Origin of the sequence: Bacteroides sp. (assembly GCA_036351255.1) — a bacterium.
In the GTDB taxonomy this organism is placed as follows: domain Bacteria; phylum Bacteroidota; class Bacteroidia; order Bacteroidales; family UBA7960; genus UBA7960.
The window spans coordinates 117,487-133,822 of record JAZBOS010000094.1; the positions used below are offsets into that span (position 1 = coordinate 117,487).

At 49.1% G+C, this 16,336-nt stretch carries 5 protein-coding genes; 1 reads left to right on the forward strand and 4 read right to left on the reverse strand.

The window, feature by feature from the left end; genetic code table 11:
* Nucleotides 1-179 precede the first annotated feature (179 nt).
* Nucleotides 180-1,916 (forward strand): C69 family dipeptidase, encoded by a 1,737-nt coding sequence (locus tag V2I46_09575; protein MEE4177747.1) that lies wholly within the window; start codon nucleotides 180-182, stop codon nucleotides 1,914-1,916.
* A gap of 71 nt (nucleotides 1,917-1,987) precedes the next feature.
* Here the strand turns inward: V2I46_09575 and V2I46_09580 are convergent, their stop codons facing one another.
* The 4 genes from V2I46_09580 to V2I46_09595 all read right to left on the reverse strand — a co-directional run.
* Entirely contained in the window at nucleotides 1,988-4,258 is a 2,271-nt protein-coding gene (locus V2I46_09580; protein ID MEE4177748.1) for an SPOR domain-containing protein, read from the reverse strand.
* 133 nt (nucleotides 4,259-4,391) lie between these two features.
* A complete protein-coding gene (locus tag V2I46_09585; protein MEE4177749.1) occupies nucleotides 4,392-5,330 on the reverse strand; it encodes a type IX secretion system membrane protein PorP/SprF in 939 nt (312 codons plus the stop codon).
* Between the two features lie 54 nt (nucleotides 5,331-5,384).
* The gene (locus V2I46_09590) at nucleotides 5,385-13,943 is read right to left on the reverse strand and encodes an HYR domain-containing protein (GenBank protein ID MEE4177750.1); all 8,559 of its coding nucleotides are present in this window, start codon (nucleotides 13,941-13,943) and stop codon (nucleotides 5,385-5,387) included.
* 715 nt (nucleotides 13,944-14,658) lie between these two features.
* The coding region (locus V2I46_09595; GenBank protein MEE4177751.1) for a T9SS type A sorting domain-containing protein at nucleotides 14,659-16,336 on the reverse strand (1,678 nt) is incomplete at its 5' end.

Sequence of the window (16,336 nt, forward strand, 5' to 3'; positions counted from 1 at the left end):
TCATGCCAAATGTTTACATACACTCTGGTTAAAGAAATTTTTTATTGTTGGTGAATTATGTTCTTATTGTATTTATTGAATAATCATAAGTATTTCAATACATTCTGATTTATAAAGCCTTGAATTTTTTTTGGTTATATTTGCGATCCCGAAAAAATCAATCATCAATATAAAAAGCAATGAAACATTCCATTCGTATCCTGTTTGTATTCTTTTTCAGCCTGATCAGCCTTGCTGTCCTGGCCTGCACGAGTTACTTGGTGACGCCCGGCGCCTCGGCGGATGGGTCATCAATGATCAGCTATGCTGCCGATTCGCACATCCGCTATGGGGAATTGTATTACCTTCCGGGGGGTCCTCAGCCCGAGGAATCCTATTATCAGGCTTATTATCGGGGAACCCATAAGCCCCTGGCGAAAATTCCCAACCCGCCTTATCTGTACACCGTGATTGGGTTTATGAATGAGAAACAGGTAGCCATTGGGGAGACCACCTTTGGGGGACGTCCTGAACTGAACGATACCACCGGGGGTATTGATTATGGCAGCCTGATGTTTATGGCCATGCAGCGAGGGGCTACGGCCCGTGAAGCCATAAAGGTTATTGCCGAGCTGGTTGAGGAATACGGCTATTACGGCGGGGGTGAATCCTTTTCCATTGCCGACCCAAATGAAGTCTGGATCATGGAGATCGTTGGCAAAGGGACTGATTGGCAGTACGACCAAAGCAAGGGCGAATATTACAATGCCGATAAAGGAGCATTGTGGGTAGCTATCCGCATTCCTGACGGTTACATATCAGCCCATGCCAACCAGGCCCGCATCATGCAGTTTGACCGGGAAAATCTTACGACCTCTATTAGCAGCAAGAACCTGCACCTCATCAACGAGCCCGGCATATCTACGGTATATGCCCACGATGTGGTTAGCTATGCCCGACGAAAGGGGTATTACGATGGCCCGGATACCGGTTTCAGCTTCTCAGACACCTATGCTCCCCTTGATTTTGGTGCCCTGAGGTTTTGCGAAGCCAGGGTGTGGAGCATGTTCAAGGAAGTCAACAGCGACATGGAGCCCTATATGGACTATGCCATGGGATATGATACGGACGAACGCATGCCGCTATACATCAAGCCGGAGCGTAAACTGTCGGTGCAAGACCTGATGAGCTTCAAACGCGATCACCTGGATGGAACCGATTTTGATATGAGTGTTGACATTGGTGCTGGTCCCTGGGGCTTGCCTTATCGCTGGCGTCCCATGACCTGGGAAGTGGATGGCAAACAATACTTCCACGAACGCACCACGGCCACTCAACAAACGGCCTTTTCTTATATTGCACAGTTGCGCAGGGACTACCCGGACCCGGTAGGAGGCCTCCTTTGGTTTGGGGTCGATGATGCCAATTCAACGGTCTATGTCCCGATGTATGCAGGGATGCAACGGGCCCCCCGCAGCTATGCCGAAGGCAACGGTCATATCCTTGAGTATTCTGACGATGCCGCTTTCTGGGTATTTAATAAGGTAGCCCACTTAGCCTACCTGCGTTACAGCATGATCATACCCGACGTACTGAAGGTACAGCAAGAGCTGGAGGATCGCTTCTTTACAATGGTACCTGCCATTGACCAAACCGCAACAGCATTGTATCAGGAAGATCCTGAAATGGCCAAAGCTTTTGTGACGGAGTTTTCCGTGAACTCAGCCGATTACACGGTACAAAAATGGGAGGAATTGTTTCGTTTCCTGATGGTGAAACACCTGGATGGCAACCTGAAGCGTGAGGAAAACGGTGAGTTCCTGACCAATCGCTATGGACGCTATCCCCAGGTGGAACATCCCCAGTACCCCGAATGGTGGCTGCGGCTTATCATTGAAGTGACCGGTGATAAATTTCTGGTTCCAGGTCAAGACTAAAATTCTTTCTGGGGGATAAAAAAACAGGGGCTGCAGTCAACTGCAGCCCCTGTTTTATTTTGAATAATCCCTTACAAACTTACGATCCAGGCATCGCTTGTGATGGTTTGCCTTACTTGGGGAAGCTCGGTGCGGGCCTGCTCAAGCATGGGGTAACGGTTGAAATAAACACGGAAGAGTCCTTTTTCCTGCTCTTCGAGGATTCCGGGAGCTGGCGCTCCTTGTCTTGAGACTTGGTTCATGACCGTTTCAGCCGATCGTTTGTTTCTGAAACTTCCGACAACGATATAATAATCCTTTGGGTTGGTTGTCTCATTTTGGAGCACGTCCCCTGTTTCTTCAGTCACTTTTTTCCAGAACATAGCCACCCGGCGCTCCCTGGATGCTTTCACACTGTAAACCGATTCGCTTCGGTTGGCAGGGCTGTCGGAGATTCCTGCAGGAGCCTGGCTGTCGCCATAAGCCTTGTCAACAAAACGAAGGCTGCCGTCAGCCAGGTAAGTCGTCAAGGCACCATTCTGCCATTGGTTTAAGAAATTCTTCACGGAGGCATTCCTCCGTTCTGACAGGCGGACGTTGTATTCGTTTGAGGCCAGTGGGCTGGCATAGGCAGCCAGGTCAATGAGGAACTTTTCGCCATTTTTAAGTTCTTCGAAGAGGAAGCGTGCAAACTGGTCGAGTTCCTGCATGCCTCCTTCCACATCGGTAAAGAAAGCATTGAGGTCTTCCTGAGAGCTAACCGTTTGCTGCCGATAGGTAGAACGGGCTTCCAGGAAGTTCCTGTGGGTTTGATCATATCCCCTGATGGCTGACAGGCCACCTTGAACGGCTGCAGGTACATCGTTTTCAAAATACAGGATAATGGTACCGGATGTGGGCTTGGGTACCTCTGCCACAATGGGTTCAGTGCGTTTCTCCAGTGAGAAGGTAATCTTATAGTGGGTCCCGGAAATCTCAAACGCGCTGGTAATCATTTCCAGGGTGTTGTATTCTGGTTTGCTGATATCAAACTGGAATTCCGGGACATCGGCCACGCTTTTGAACATATTCGCCTCCCCGGTATTGTCGGTGAGGACACTGCCCGAAATACTCCTGCCGTATGAAGAGAAGGCTACCAGGGCACCTTCAATGGGGTCGCCGGTTTCCTTGTCAACCACTTTTGCAATGAAGAAATATTCCACAGGAGCCGGAATGGGGATCTCGAAGGTGTAAATATTATCTCCAAATGTACCACCGGTGCGGTTTGAGGACAAGTATCCCTGATTGGCATTCTCAAAGATCAGGGCAAAGTCGTCGTTTGCGGTATTGAAGGGTTCGGGGAACAGGGTGCGCAGGCCATCCTTAAAAAGCACCAGGTCAAGACCACCCATAGTCTCTATATGGTTGGTAGAGTAAACCAGATCGCCTTCAAGGGTAAAGGAAGGGAAGACCTCATCATAGGAGGAGTTCACCACAGGCCCAAGGTTCACAGGAGTCTCCCAGTCTATGCCATTCCACTTTGCCTTATACAGGTCGAATCCCCCCTGTCCTCCGCGGAAATTTGAGGCAAAGTAAAGAGTGCTTTCCCCATCGTGATAGAAGGGGTGCTGGACTGAGTAGTTCTCGTTGGCAAAGGGAAATTTTATGCCTTTCTGCCAATCCCCGTTTTCCCTGACAAAATATTCCATATAAAGGTTATGGAAACCATTTTCGTTGGGTTTTTCATAATTGCGGGTAATGACCACCAGGTTGGTATCAGCTGAAATGGCGATAGGTCCATCGTGCAAACGCGTATTGAGGTCGCGTGGCAGAAACCTGGGAAGACTCACTGGTTCGCAGTCACCCGTAAAAGCAAAGACATCAAGAAAAGGCTTACTGGTGTAATCGTAGATTCGCCGTGAAGCATTCCGTGAAGAGGTAACGAAAAGCAGGTCGTTCCATTTGAATGGGGCGAAGTCTTCATTGGCAGAGTTTCCGCAGAAGGTCTGCAAATTGGCATCAAAGGTCCAGCTCTGGTTAAAATACCCCGTTGGGGTATCGTAAGGCGAGCTGGTGTTCAGCTTCCGGGCCGCATGGGTGTAGTTGCGTTTCTGCTCTGCAGTGGTGACCAGGCCCAGGCTGTCGGCCTTCTGATATGTCTGCAGGGCCTCCTGATACTTCCCTTCGAAAAAATATACCTCTGCCAGGTTAATGGTAAGGCTATCCTGTCCTGCCTCGATGGCTTTCTTGAGATCCGTTTGCACCTTTTCCAGGTCAGCGCCAATCAATTCCGGGGGTAGGATATTTCCCTGCCCGATGGCATAAAACCCCAGGCCAAAAACCAGGAAAAGAAAAACGGTCATGTTTTGGTAAAATGTTTTCATATGGAATAGTTTTTGTCAATACAAAGGTCACATGGAATAACCAGGCAAAAGCACCAGTCTGATTCTTGAATGCCGGGTTATTTCATTCAAATTTTTTCCTTTTTGTTGTGGTTCAACATGTGTGATTTATTTCCTAAAGGAAGTACCTGGGCGAACGGATGTGGATCTGCTCTTTCGAACCCCATAAATACCGCAGGGAAACCTCATGGGTTTGACGCGTCACCAGGTTCATGTCGTTGGTGGGATATTCAAACATGTATCCGAAATACCAGTTTTCGGTCAGGTGAATGCCCACAAGGAACCCAACGGCATCCATCCAGCTTTCAGTAAAATTGGATCTAAGCATGGGGCCAAAATCGAAGATCTCATTGTATCCAAAGATCGCATTGATGTCAATTTGTGAGGGAGCTTTTTCGCTGGTTTTGAATAAGGCGCTAGGGGTAACCACAAAGTTGTCTGACAAATCGAAGGTGTTCCCGCCATAAACAAACAAGTGCCTGGAAACCATATTAACCTCATTGTTTTTGTCGCCAAACCCTTTGCGCTGGGCCTTAGGCAGGGAAACGCCGAAAAAAGTCTTTTCAGAGAAGGCCACCAGCCCCGCTCCCACGTTAAAGTGGAGACCGGATGAAAGGTTCTGGTTGAAATAAGGGTCGTTGTGGTCCACATTTTCCAGGTCGAGCAGGTTGACCTTGATGCTGGAGGTAAGCAGTCGCAAACCTCCTGAGAGATACCAATTTTCAGAGATCTGGGCGTGATAGGCCACGTCAGTCTGAAGGGTGAAGTCTCTTACCGGTCCAATGTTGTCCTGGTAAATGCCAACGGCAAGGCCCAGGTTGGCCGGCAGGCGGAAGTTGAAGAAGGCGGTATGGGTGGTCGGGGCGCCATCCACCCCGACCCATTGATACCTTCCTAAAACACCCCATTGATTTTTATCGCGTACGCCAGCCTGTGCAGGGTTGATCACAGAGTTGTTGAAGATATACTGGCCGTACATGGGGACTTGCTGCGCTTGGGCTTTCTCACCGAGAAAGAGGGCCAGCAAAAGGAGTATTCCAAATATCTTTTTCATTTTGAGAGGATTTTATGTTTAGCTCTTTTCAGAGATAAATAGGTCTTGTTTAAATTATTTTACCAGATAGATATATCCTGAATGGATATTCATTCCGGGCTCCAGTTCAATGACATAGAAATAGGTGCCGGTAGGCAGGATGCCATCGGGTCCGTCAGCAGGTCGTCCCCTGTTGGGGCGTCCATCCCAGTCATTTTGGTAGGGCGCTGCCTCGAAGACAATAGTACCCCAACGGTTAAATATCCTGAGATTGTTGTTCGGGAACCGGATCAGGCCATTAATCACCCAAGTGTCGTTGAAGCCATCGCCATCGGGGCTTACTCCTTGCGGGAACCTGAGTTCACAATCCTCTTCCTGGTAAGGAACAAAGAAATCATAGCTTAGCAGGCAGCCATTGGCATCCGTTACTTCTACCCAGTAATCGCCGCCGGGAACATTGACCAGTCCAGCGGTGGTTGCACCGTTGCTCCAGAGATAGGTGTAAGGTGTCACGCCTCCGCCTACGCTAAACTGGATGGAGCCTTCCTCGTCTACCATACAAAGCACTCCTTCAATGACAATGTCACTGATATATAGAGCATCCGGTTCAGTTATCTCGACCTCAAGATCCAAAAGACAGCCATTCGCATCCTCGATGATTGCTGAATAGGTTCCTGCAAACAGCTCACTGATGTTTTGGGTAGTGGCCCCGTTGCTCCAATTGAAGCTATAGGGGGGCGTTCCACCAAACACCTGGACATCAACGGCACCTGTTGCAGCTCCGTTACACAGCACATTGGTTACCTGGTAGGTAATATTGAGGGGTGCCTCAGGTTGGGTGATAATCACAGTAATGGTGGCAGTATTGCCCAAGGCATCCGTAACTATGACCACGTAGGTTCCTGCAGGAAGGTTTGTAGCTGTTGTTCCAGTTTGCTCCGGATCAGTGTACCAGATAATGGTATAGGGGTAAAGTCCACCAGCCACCTGGACTTCTGCAGCACCAGTCTCATCACCAAAGCACAGGACGTTGGTCTGACTTACCAGGGTGATTTGAAGCTCATCAAGAACTACATAAATGATCTCGGTGTCACTTTGGGTCACTTCATTGTCTTCGGGATCAAATCCGGAAGCCAGTGCTGTGTTCTCTACGCTGCCATTAAACAGATCATCGTAAGTAATGATATAGGTCTCATTGAAAGTAGCGGTTTCCCCGGGCAGCAGGGTCTCGATGGTAAAGTCAAGACCGGTCAGCGGGTCGGTTACAACCACATCGGTAAGCGTTGCATTACCATTATTGGTGACGGTGATCGTGTAGTTGATTTCCTCGCCCACATTGCTGTAGGTTTGCGGATCAGCCGTTTTAGTCACCAATAATGATGGGGCATATACCGTTACAATGAAACTGCACTCAGTCGTATTACCGCAATCGTCGGTAACGGTCCAGATCACTTCAGTGTCCCCCAGCGGGAACTCATAGCCATCCAGGGTGGTTTCACTGCTATGTTCCAGGTTATGGGTTGCCGTAACTTCACCACAGATATCATCGATACCCAGGTGATCAAATTCACCACCTTCTGCCACATAACCCGTTTCATCAGCACCGATGACTACCACAATGGGAGAGTCGGGGCAAGTAATGGTGGGTGCTGTGGTATCTTCAATGGAAAAGGTAGCGGAAATTGTTGCAGTATTTCCACAATCGTCGGTTGCAGTCCAGGTTACGGTAGCATTTCCTGTAGCACCACAACCGTCGGTTAACCCTTCAAAGTCATGCGTAAGGATTACATCACCACAGTTATCTGTAGCAGCCACATCCGCCAGCCAGACATTCAATTCAGCGGTGTTGCCCTCACCATCGCATTCCACGGTCAAATCCTCGGGGATGGTGGTAAATAACGGGGCCACTTGGTCATCAACGATGATGATCTGTGAACAGCTGGAAAGGTTGCCACCGTCATCAGCGATCTGGTATACACGCGTAATGGTTTCAGGGCAACTCAGATCATCGCTGGTTTCACTAAGCAACATAAAGCTGCTTTCATCGATGGCGCTGTTATCGCTTGCCAGCCCGCCTGCAGCAACAAAGGCAGCATAATCGGCATAGGGCTCGGGCACCTCAAAGATGCAGTTAACGGTAATGGCCGGGGGACATGAAATCACCGGTGGTTCATCGTCGTTTACGGTAATCGTAAAGCTGCAGGTGGTTACCAGTCCACATTCATCGGTAGCCGTATAGGTAATGGTGGTTATGCCTAGTGGGTATTGTCCGCTGGCATTGTCGGTGAGGGTGTAATCATTTTCGAGGACTACCGTTCCGCAGGTTTCGCTAACCACTGGTATGGGAATGACTATCGTAGCAAAATCCTGTCCTGGATCTGCTGTCACAATAATATCATCAGGGCAGAAAAATGCCGGAGGTGTGGTATCCTCAATGGTGAAAGTCGCTGAAGTAGTTGCAGTATTTCCACAGTCATCTTCAGCAGTCCAGGTGACGGTAGCAGAACCAGTAGCCCCGCACTCATCGCTGAGGGCGGTGAAGTTGTTGGAAATGGTAACGCTGCCACAACCATCAGTTGCAGCTACATCGGCCAGCCAGGCATTCAACTGAGCGGTATTTCCAGCGCCATCGCATTCCACGGTCAAATCATCCGGGACAACGGTGAACAGCGGGTCAGTGGTATCTTCAATGGTGAAGGTAGCCGAAGTGGTAGTGGTATTACCACAGTCATCTTCAGCCGTCCAAGTAACCGTTGCTGAACCGGTGACCCCGCAAAGATCACTGAGTCCGGTAAAGTCATTGGTAATGGTAACTGTACCACAGCCATCGGTAGCGGCTACATTGACCAGCCAGTCATTCAACTGAGCGGTATTTCCAGCGCCATCGCATTCCACGGTAAGGTTATCAGGAATGGTGGTAAATACCGGGTCAGTGGTATCGACAATGGTGAAGGTAGCCGAAGTGGTAGTGGTATTACCGCAGTCATCTTCAGCAGTCCAGGTGACGGTAGCAGAACCAGTAGCCCCGCACTCATCGCTGAGGGCAGTAAAGTCATTGGTAATGGTTACTGCACCGCAGCCATCGGTAGCGGCTACATTGGCCAACCAGTCATTCAGTTCAGTGGCATTTCCAGCGCCATCGCACTCCACGGTAAGGTTTTCAGGAATGGTGGTGAACACCGGGTCAGTGGTATCGACAATGGTGAAGGTAGCCGAGGTGGTCGTGGTATTACCACAGTCATCTTCAGCAGTCCAAGTGACGGTAGCAGAACCAGTAGCCCCGCACTCATCGCTGAGGGCGGTGAAGTTGTTGGAAATGGTCACGCTGCCACAACCATCAATTGCAGCTACATCAGTCAGCCAGTCATTCAACTGAGTAGTATTTCCAGTGCCATCGCATTCCAATGTCAAGTCAGCAGGAATGATTGTGAACACCGGGGCAGTGGTATCGACAATGGTGAAGGTAGCCGAAGTGGTCGTGGTATTACCACAGTCATCTTCAGCGGTCCAGGTAACCATAGCACTTCCCGTGGCCCCGCAGTCATCGCTGAGGGTTGTGAAGTTGTTGGAAATGGTCACGTTGCCACAACCATCAGTTGCAGCTACATCAGCCAGCCAGTCATTCAACTGAGCGGTATTTCCAGCGCCATCGCATTCCACGGTCAGATCAGCAGGAATGATGGTGAACACCGGGTCAGTGGTATCGACAATGGTGAAGGTAGCTGAAGTGGTAGTGGCATTACCGCAGTCATCTTCAGCCGTCCAGATGACGGTAGCTGAACCTGTTGCCCCACAAAGATCGCTGAGGGCAGTGAAGTCATTTGTAATTGTCACTTCACCACAATTATCCGTAGCAGCCACATTGGCCAACCAAACATTCAGTTCAGAGGCATTGCCTTCACCATCACATTCCACAGTCAGGTTTTCAGGAATGGTGGTGAATACCGGATCAACCTGATCATCCACAACAATGGATTGTGAACAGACAGACACGTTGCCATCCACATCAGCGATCTGGTATACGCGCGTAATGGTTTCAGGGCAACTTAAGCCATCACTGGTTTCACTGACCATGGTAAAGCTGCTTTCATTGATAGCATCGTTATCGGTGGCCGAACCGCCTGCAGCAACAAATGCAGCATAATTGGCATAGGGCTCTGGTACCTGGGAGATGCAATTTACGGTAATAGCCGGGGGACAGGAAATCACCGGTGGTTCATCGTCGTTTACCGTAACCGTGAAACTGCATGTGGTCACCAGGCCGCATTCGTCGGTAGCCGTATAAACAACGGTGGTGGTACCCAGGGGATATTGCCCACTGGCATTGTCGGTAAGGGTAAAGTCATTCACCAGGGTTACCGTACCGCAGCTTTCTATTACAACAGGTACAGGGATCACCACGCTAGCATAATCCTGCCCTGGGTCTGCGGTCACGATAATATTGTCAGGACAGGTAAATGCCGGAGGGGTGGTATCTTCAATGGTTACGTTAGCAGAAACAGTTGACGACAACCCACAGTCATCGGTAGCGGTGAAAGTCACCAATGCAGTTCCAGTAGCCCCGCAACCATCAGAAAGTGCTTCAAAGTCATGGCTCCAGGTAACGGTACCGCAGTTATCGCCAGCGGTAGCTCCACCATTGGCAATTAGCCATGCAGCAATTTCTCCATCAGGATCACTGGTGCCATCACATTCCAGGGTCAGGTCAGTAAGAAGAGTGGTGTTGATGAAAGGTGCCTGGGTATCGGCTATGGTAAAGGTAGCTGAAGTGGTAGTGGTATTACCACAGTCATCTTCAGCCGTCCATGTGACCGTTGCCGAACCGGTAGCCCCGCAAAGATCGCTGAGAGCTTCAAAGTCATTGGTAATGGTCACGCTGCCACAGCCATCGGTAGCGGCTACATTGGTTAGCCAGTTATTGAGTTGTGTTGTATTACCGCTTCCATCACATTCCACGGTCAAATCAACGGGAATGGTTGTGAACACCGGACTCGTGGTATCTTCAATGGTGAAGGTAGCCGAAGTAGTGGTGGTATTGCCACAGTCATCTTCAGCGGTCCAGGTGACGGTAGCTGAACCGGTAGCCCCGCAAAGATCGCTGAGAGCTTCAAAGTCATTGGTTATGGTCACGCTGCCACAGCCATCGTTGGCAGCCACATTGGCCAGCCAATCATTCAGGTCAGTGGTATTGCCAGCACCATCGCATTCCACGGTAAGGTTTTCAGGAATGGTTGTGAATAACGGATCAGTGGTATCTTCAATGGTGAAGGTAGCCGAAGTGGTAGTGGTATTACCACAGTCATCTTCAGCAGTCCAGGTGACCGTTGCTGAACCGGTAGCCCCGCAAAGATCGCTGAGAGCAGTAAAGTCGTTGGTGATGGTCACGCTTCCACAGCCATCGGAAGCGGCTACATCGGCCAGCCAGTTGTTGAGTTGTGTTGTATTACCGCTTCCATCACATTCCACGGTCAAATCAACGGGAATGGTTGTGAATACCGGATCAGTGGTGTCGACAATGGTGAAGGTAGCCGAAGTGGTAGTGGTATTACCACAGTCATCTTCAGCCGTCCAGTTGACGGTAGCCGAACCTGTTGCCCCGCAAAGATCGCTGAGAGCAATAAAGTCGTTGGTGATGGTCACGCTGCCACAGCCATCGGAAGCGGCAACATCGGCCAGCCAGTTGTTGAGTTGTGTCGTATTACCGCTTCCATCACATTCCACGGTAAGGTTTTCGGGAATGGTGGTGAATACCGGATTAGTGGTATCGACAATGGTAAACGTGGCGGTTGTTTCACTGAACAAACCACAATCATCAGTTGCTCTGAAGGTCACGGTTACGCTTCCGGTAGCCCCACAGCCATCGCTGAGGGCAGTAAAGTTGTTGCTCCAGGTTATATCCCCACAGGCATCTGCAGCCACGGCACCGCCATTGCTGGCCAGCCAGGCATTGAGGTCAGCGGTATTTCCAGTCCCATCGCATTCAACGGTTTGATCCTGGGCTTGTGTTGAAATGACAGGTGCAGTGGTATCAACCACAGTGATCACCTGGGTGTAAGTAGCGCTGGTGTTGCCGCATTCATCGGTAACGGTCCAGGTATTTGTATAAGTGCCGGCCTGTGAACATTCAGAACCTGCCACAAAGCTTCCGGATACCTTATCAATATTTGAAACGTCTGCATCGCAGTTATCGCTAGCTACCGGGAAGAGTGCCTGAGCGGCAGTCAGTGCGGCTGCATCGCTGCATTCCACGGTAACGTCAAGATCGCCGGCGCTGGTTGTCCAGGTGGGGGCAATGGTGTCGTCAATATTTATGGTTTGTGTGCAAGTGGTAGCATTGCCGCTGGCATCCTTTACAGTCCATGTGCGGGTCACCACAATGGGGCATTGGCCGTCACTGCTGTCCACGTAACCCCATTCAGTTACCCCGCAATTATCGCTGGCTACGCCTCCGGCGTCTGTCCATTCCTGAAGGGTAAGCGAAACAGGGGTTTCAGAATATACCAGTCCGGTGATGTCCCCGACGGAACATCCTTCAAGGGTATAACCTGCCGGACATTGGGAAATGACCGGGGGTACCAGGTCCACCACCTGCGAGATTAGTTCATACGTATTATCCGCTTCATTGGCATCGTTCTGATCACTGTAAACTTCAGCCATGTTGGTGACGCTCCCGATGGCGGCACAAGTAGGGGTAACGGTGATGGTCTGGGTGAAACTTCCGCCCGGGGCAAGTGAAGCCAAAGCTGGCCATTCAACATCCCCGTCAACATTTAGGGTTCCGCCATCGCTGGCCGAAACAAAAGTCAGGTTGTCAGGAAGGAAATCTTTTACCATCACCCCGGTGGCTGCAATATCACCCGTGTTGGAAATGGTCAGGGTATAGGTGGCATTGCTTCCAACTTGGATTGGGTCAGGGGAAACGGTTTTGCTTATGCTTAAATCAGGAAGGTTGTAAACATACTCGATGTGTGAGCTTGTGTTGTTTTCCAGGTTCAGTTCCGTTTCAAAACCACTGATGGATGCCAGGTTAATGATGGGGGTTGTACCAGGCATAAAGGCGCTCAATCCTAAAATGTCAACCGTATAACTCACGCTTCCTGAAGCCCCGGGAACAAGAGTTCCTATGTTCCAGGTAATGTTATTGCCAGAAATGTTTCCTGAAGGCCCGGAAACAAAGATTGGGTTCTCAGTATATAAGTTATCGTAAACATCTGTTAGTTCAACATTTGTTGCAACACAAGTCCCTATGTTTTCATAAGAAATGGTATAAGTAATTGTACCCCCTGGTTCTGCAGGAAAAGGATCAGAGATCCCGGTTTTTGTGACTAACAGGTCAGGGTAGTTTTGGATGGTCGTAAAGGATTGAGTCGATGCTGACCCATCAGTGTTTTGAGGACCATAAGTGTAGGTTGCATTAACCACATTGTGAATCTCTCCAGTACAAAAATCCGCGTTATCATTTACAATGGCTTCAATGGTTATGTAAATGGCATATTCCATTCCTTCAGGGAGTTCAGAAAAGGTCCAGGAGTTTTCAGTTGAAGAAACAAAGGTTGAAATTTCCTGATAGTAAGAGGTGCCAATGATGGTTATATTGCTCGGGAAAATGTCCGTGATTTGGAAGTTGTTAGCAATATAATCATCATTTGAGTTATAAGCAAATATGGTGTAAATCAGGGTATCCCCGCTTTGAACAGGATCCTTTGAATCCAATTTTGTGAGATAAATCAGGGGCTCTTTTGGGGCTCCGTCAATATAGGTCCTCATTAATGATTGGAAAGGAGTATTGCAAAGGGTTGATAAGGCTGTAAGGGTGTGACAACTGTATTTGCCGGGGTTGCTACCATTTGGGGCAGTTATTTGCAAGAAGACAATGAAACCTTCTCCAGGTGCCAGCCAGCCTGTAGTTGAAACGGGATTACCGTCAATATCAACAAAGTTGAGGGTCAGGGGGTCAAAGGGCTCTCCTCCGGGGCATTGCTGATTGGTGTGGGAAAGATCATAGGAGTCGTAAATATTCCCTGTATTGATGATCTGGAGCAAACCTACCACATTGGAATTTGATGCCGATTTTACGACAGCATTCACGTCATTCATTTGTGCACCGCAATACTGGGTAACCAGGGTGGTTAAGGAATTGCTCAGGACGGGTGTGGTGGTCACATTGCTCTGTATCTGGGCAAAGCTGACAAGATTGTTGGTCGGACCTGGCATATAATAACCTTCAAGTGCTCCGGTTACCCCGTCTCCCGGGGTGCCAGCACGAACATTCACTGTAATGCTTTGTGCCCCGCTGCCCAATGAGGCCAGGGCGGGGATCTCAGCCGAGGTCCAGGTGATGGTGTTTCCACTGACAACCCCTGCCGGGGTTGAGGACACATAGGTAAATTGGTCAAGTAAGGGCAGCTGATGGGTGATCACCACATTCTGGGCAGGCGTAACCCCGCTGTTATAATAAGTGATCGTGTAGGTGATCAAATCACCCGGGTCGGCCGTCACCGGACCTGCAAGAGAGATGTTCAGGTTTTCCTGGGCGCTTAAACTGCCAATTGCCAGGAAATTAACCAACAGAAAAAACAGCCATCTTTTTGCGCTTGTTTTTTCGCCAAGTGGGGAGGGTAAAGTTTTTTTCATATGTGTAAAAATTTGGTTCTGAAAAAAAAGGTAAGGGAGGATATGTCGGACAAAAGAACGTTTTTTTCAAGCCGGAGTGATCTGTAAATATATTAAAAAAACCATTCGAACTCCAATTTATTCGGCCCGAATTCAGTTTTATTGCCAAAAAATAATGCAATTGACCGTTGGCAGGCAAGCCACGGCCTTCGAAATGGGGAGGTATTTTTCTGAGCAGTTTCAAACTAACTTGTCGGACTTAGAAGTTTGAAAAAACCCATGGAACCTGAGTTTTGGAGGCAGAATACCATGGAATTTTCTGCAAAATTCATTTTTTGTTACCGCAAAGATATATATTCGTAGACAAAAAACAAATTTTTAACGACTTTTTTTGAAATTTTTTTTCATAAGACAAAAATTTCGGGATTTACATGGTTTTCTTGCTCATTAAGCCAAGGGCTGTTTTCAGGGTTTTCTCCGATAATTTTTAATTTTTTCATCGTATTCAATTCCTGCCAGGCTAATAGTTAATACGGAGTTTATTCGGTTTAAACCGTATTAACTCCGTATTAACTCCGTATTAACTCAGAAAATGGTATTGAATTTCTCTTAAGGAACCAAAAGACAAAAGGTCAGAAAACCCTTGTTGAATGGGCTATTCAGCAGGCGGGGATAATAAAAAGGCCGTCTGAAGTAAATCTCTCCAGACGGCCTTTTTCCGTTTCCGGGCAAAGGATTATTTAACCATAATCAGTCTGCCGGTATGGATTTTATCTCCTGCCCTTAAGCGATAGAAATAGAATCCAGTGTACCTGTCCTTCATCCTGAGGGTGACGGTGTGCTTTTCGAAGGCTTCAACGGGGCCATCGAAGAGTACCGTGATGCGTTCACCCACCATATTGAACACTTCGAGGGTTACATTCAGGTTTTCTTCCACCATGAATTCGATGTTGGTTTCGGTCCTGAAGGGATTCGGGTAGGCTTTTGCATACCAGCTGAGGTCCTCTGAATGATTGCTGATCAGGTCAAGGTCAGCCAAACCCTGGTAATTGTCATAGCACTCGTTCATTTCGATCCATTCGCCAATGAATCCGGCAGCCCGGTTGATTTCTTTTCCGGCAGGTTCGGGATAAACGTTGGCAAAGTAATCGTCAATCAGCATCATAGCAGCTTCCAGTTCTGGGAACTCACTGAGGGTGACCCCGCTGAGGAAAATGGCAGCGTACTGGGTGAATGCCCGTTTGGTTGGGGTGTTCGATGGCCAGAAAGCCATCCCTTCTTCCTGGTTGAAGGACATCCCGCCAACGATCACATCATAGGGCCATACGGTCTGCGGTTTAGCAAACCAGTAACCCTGGCTGTATGCACAATACACATATTCCATCAGCTCGAAGTGAGCCACAAGGGTGACATTCTCCTCCGGCATGGTAAATTCAAAGGAAGAATCGTAGCTGACAATGGTTTCACCCCAGGTCCAGTTTACGAACAGATAATTGGCGTTTGGATAAGCATAAACCATTACAGGGGTTCCTGCGGCATAGCTTCCTGCGCCATCCAGGATGCCTCCATCCATTGGATCGGCCACCAGCGTCAGGGTGTACATCATGGCTTCTTCAGTGAAAGTCGCTGTGATGGTTTTGTCCATATCCATCAGGATGGTTTCTGTGGCGTCGGTAGATACCAGGTCACCAGTCCAACCTTCAAACATCCATCCCATATCGGCAACTGCCTGCAGGTTGAGGGAAGCGCCTTCTTGAGCCTGAACCGGTACGGTATATGCAACGCTGTTCACAAGGACATCACCCATGCCTACGATATTTACCGTAAGGGTGTACATGGTGGGCGGTATTTCGGTGAATGTCGCCGTGATGGTCTTGTCTGCATCCATAAGGATGGTTTCCATTGCATTGGTGGATACCAGGTCACCAGTCCAACCTTCAAACATCCATCCCATATCGGCAACTGCCTGCAGGTTGAGGGTCGTTCCTTCTTCTGCTTCAACCGGCATGGAGTAAACCACACTGTTGACCAGAACATCGCCCATCCCCACAATATTTACGGTGAGGGCATACATGGTGGGCGGGATTTCAGTGAAGGTTGCGGTGATGGTCTTATCCTCATTCATCAGGATGGTTTCTGTGGCATTGGTGGATACCAGGTCACCGGTCCATCCATCAAACACCCATCCCATATCGGCTATTGCCTGCAGGCTGAGGGAAGCACCTTCTTCAGCCTGAACCGGTGCAGTGTAAGCAATGCTGTTTACAAGGACATCCCCCATCCCCACGATATTCACTGTAAGGGTGTACATGGTGGGCGGGATCTCTGCAAAGCTTGCTGAGATGGTATGGTTGGCGGTAACGCTGGTGAAGGTATAATTGGTAACCGCACCCACACTGCCCCCATCGACCAGG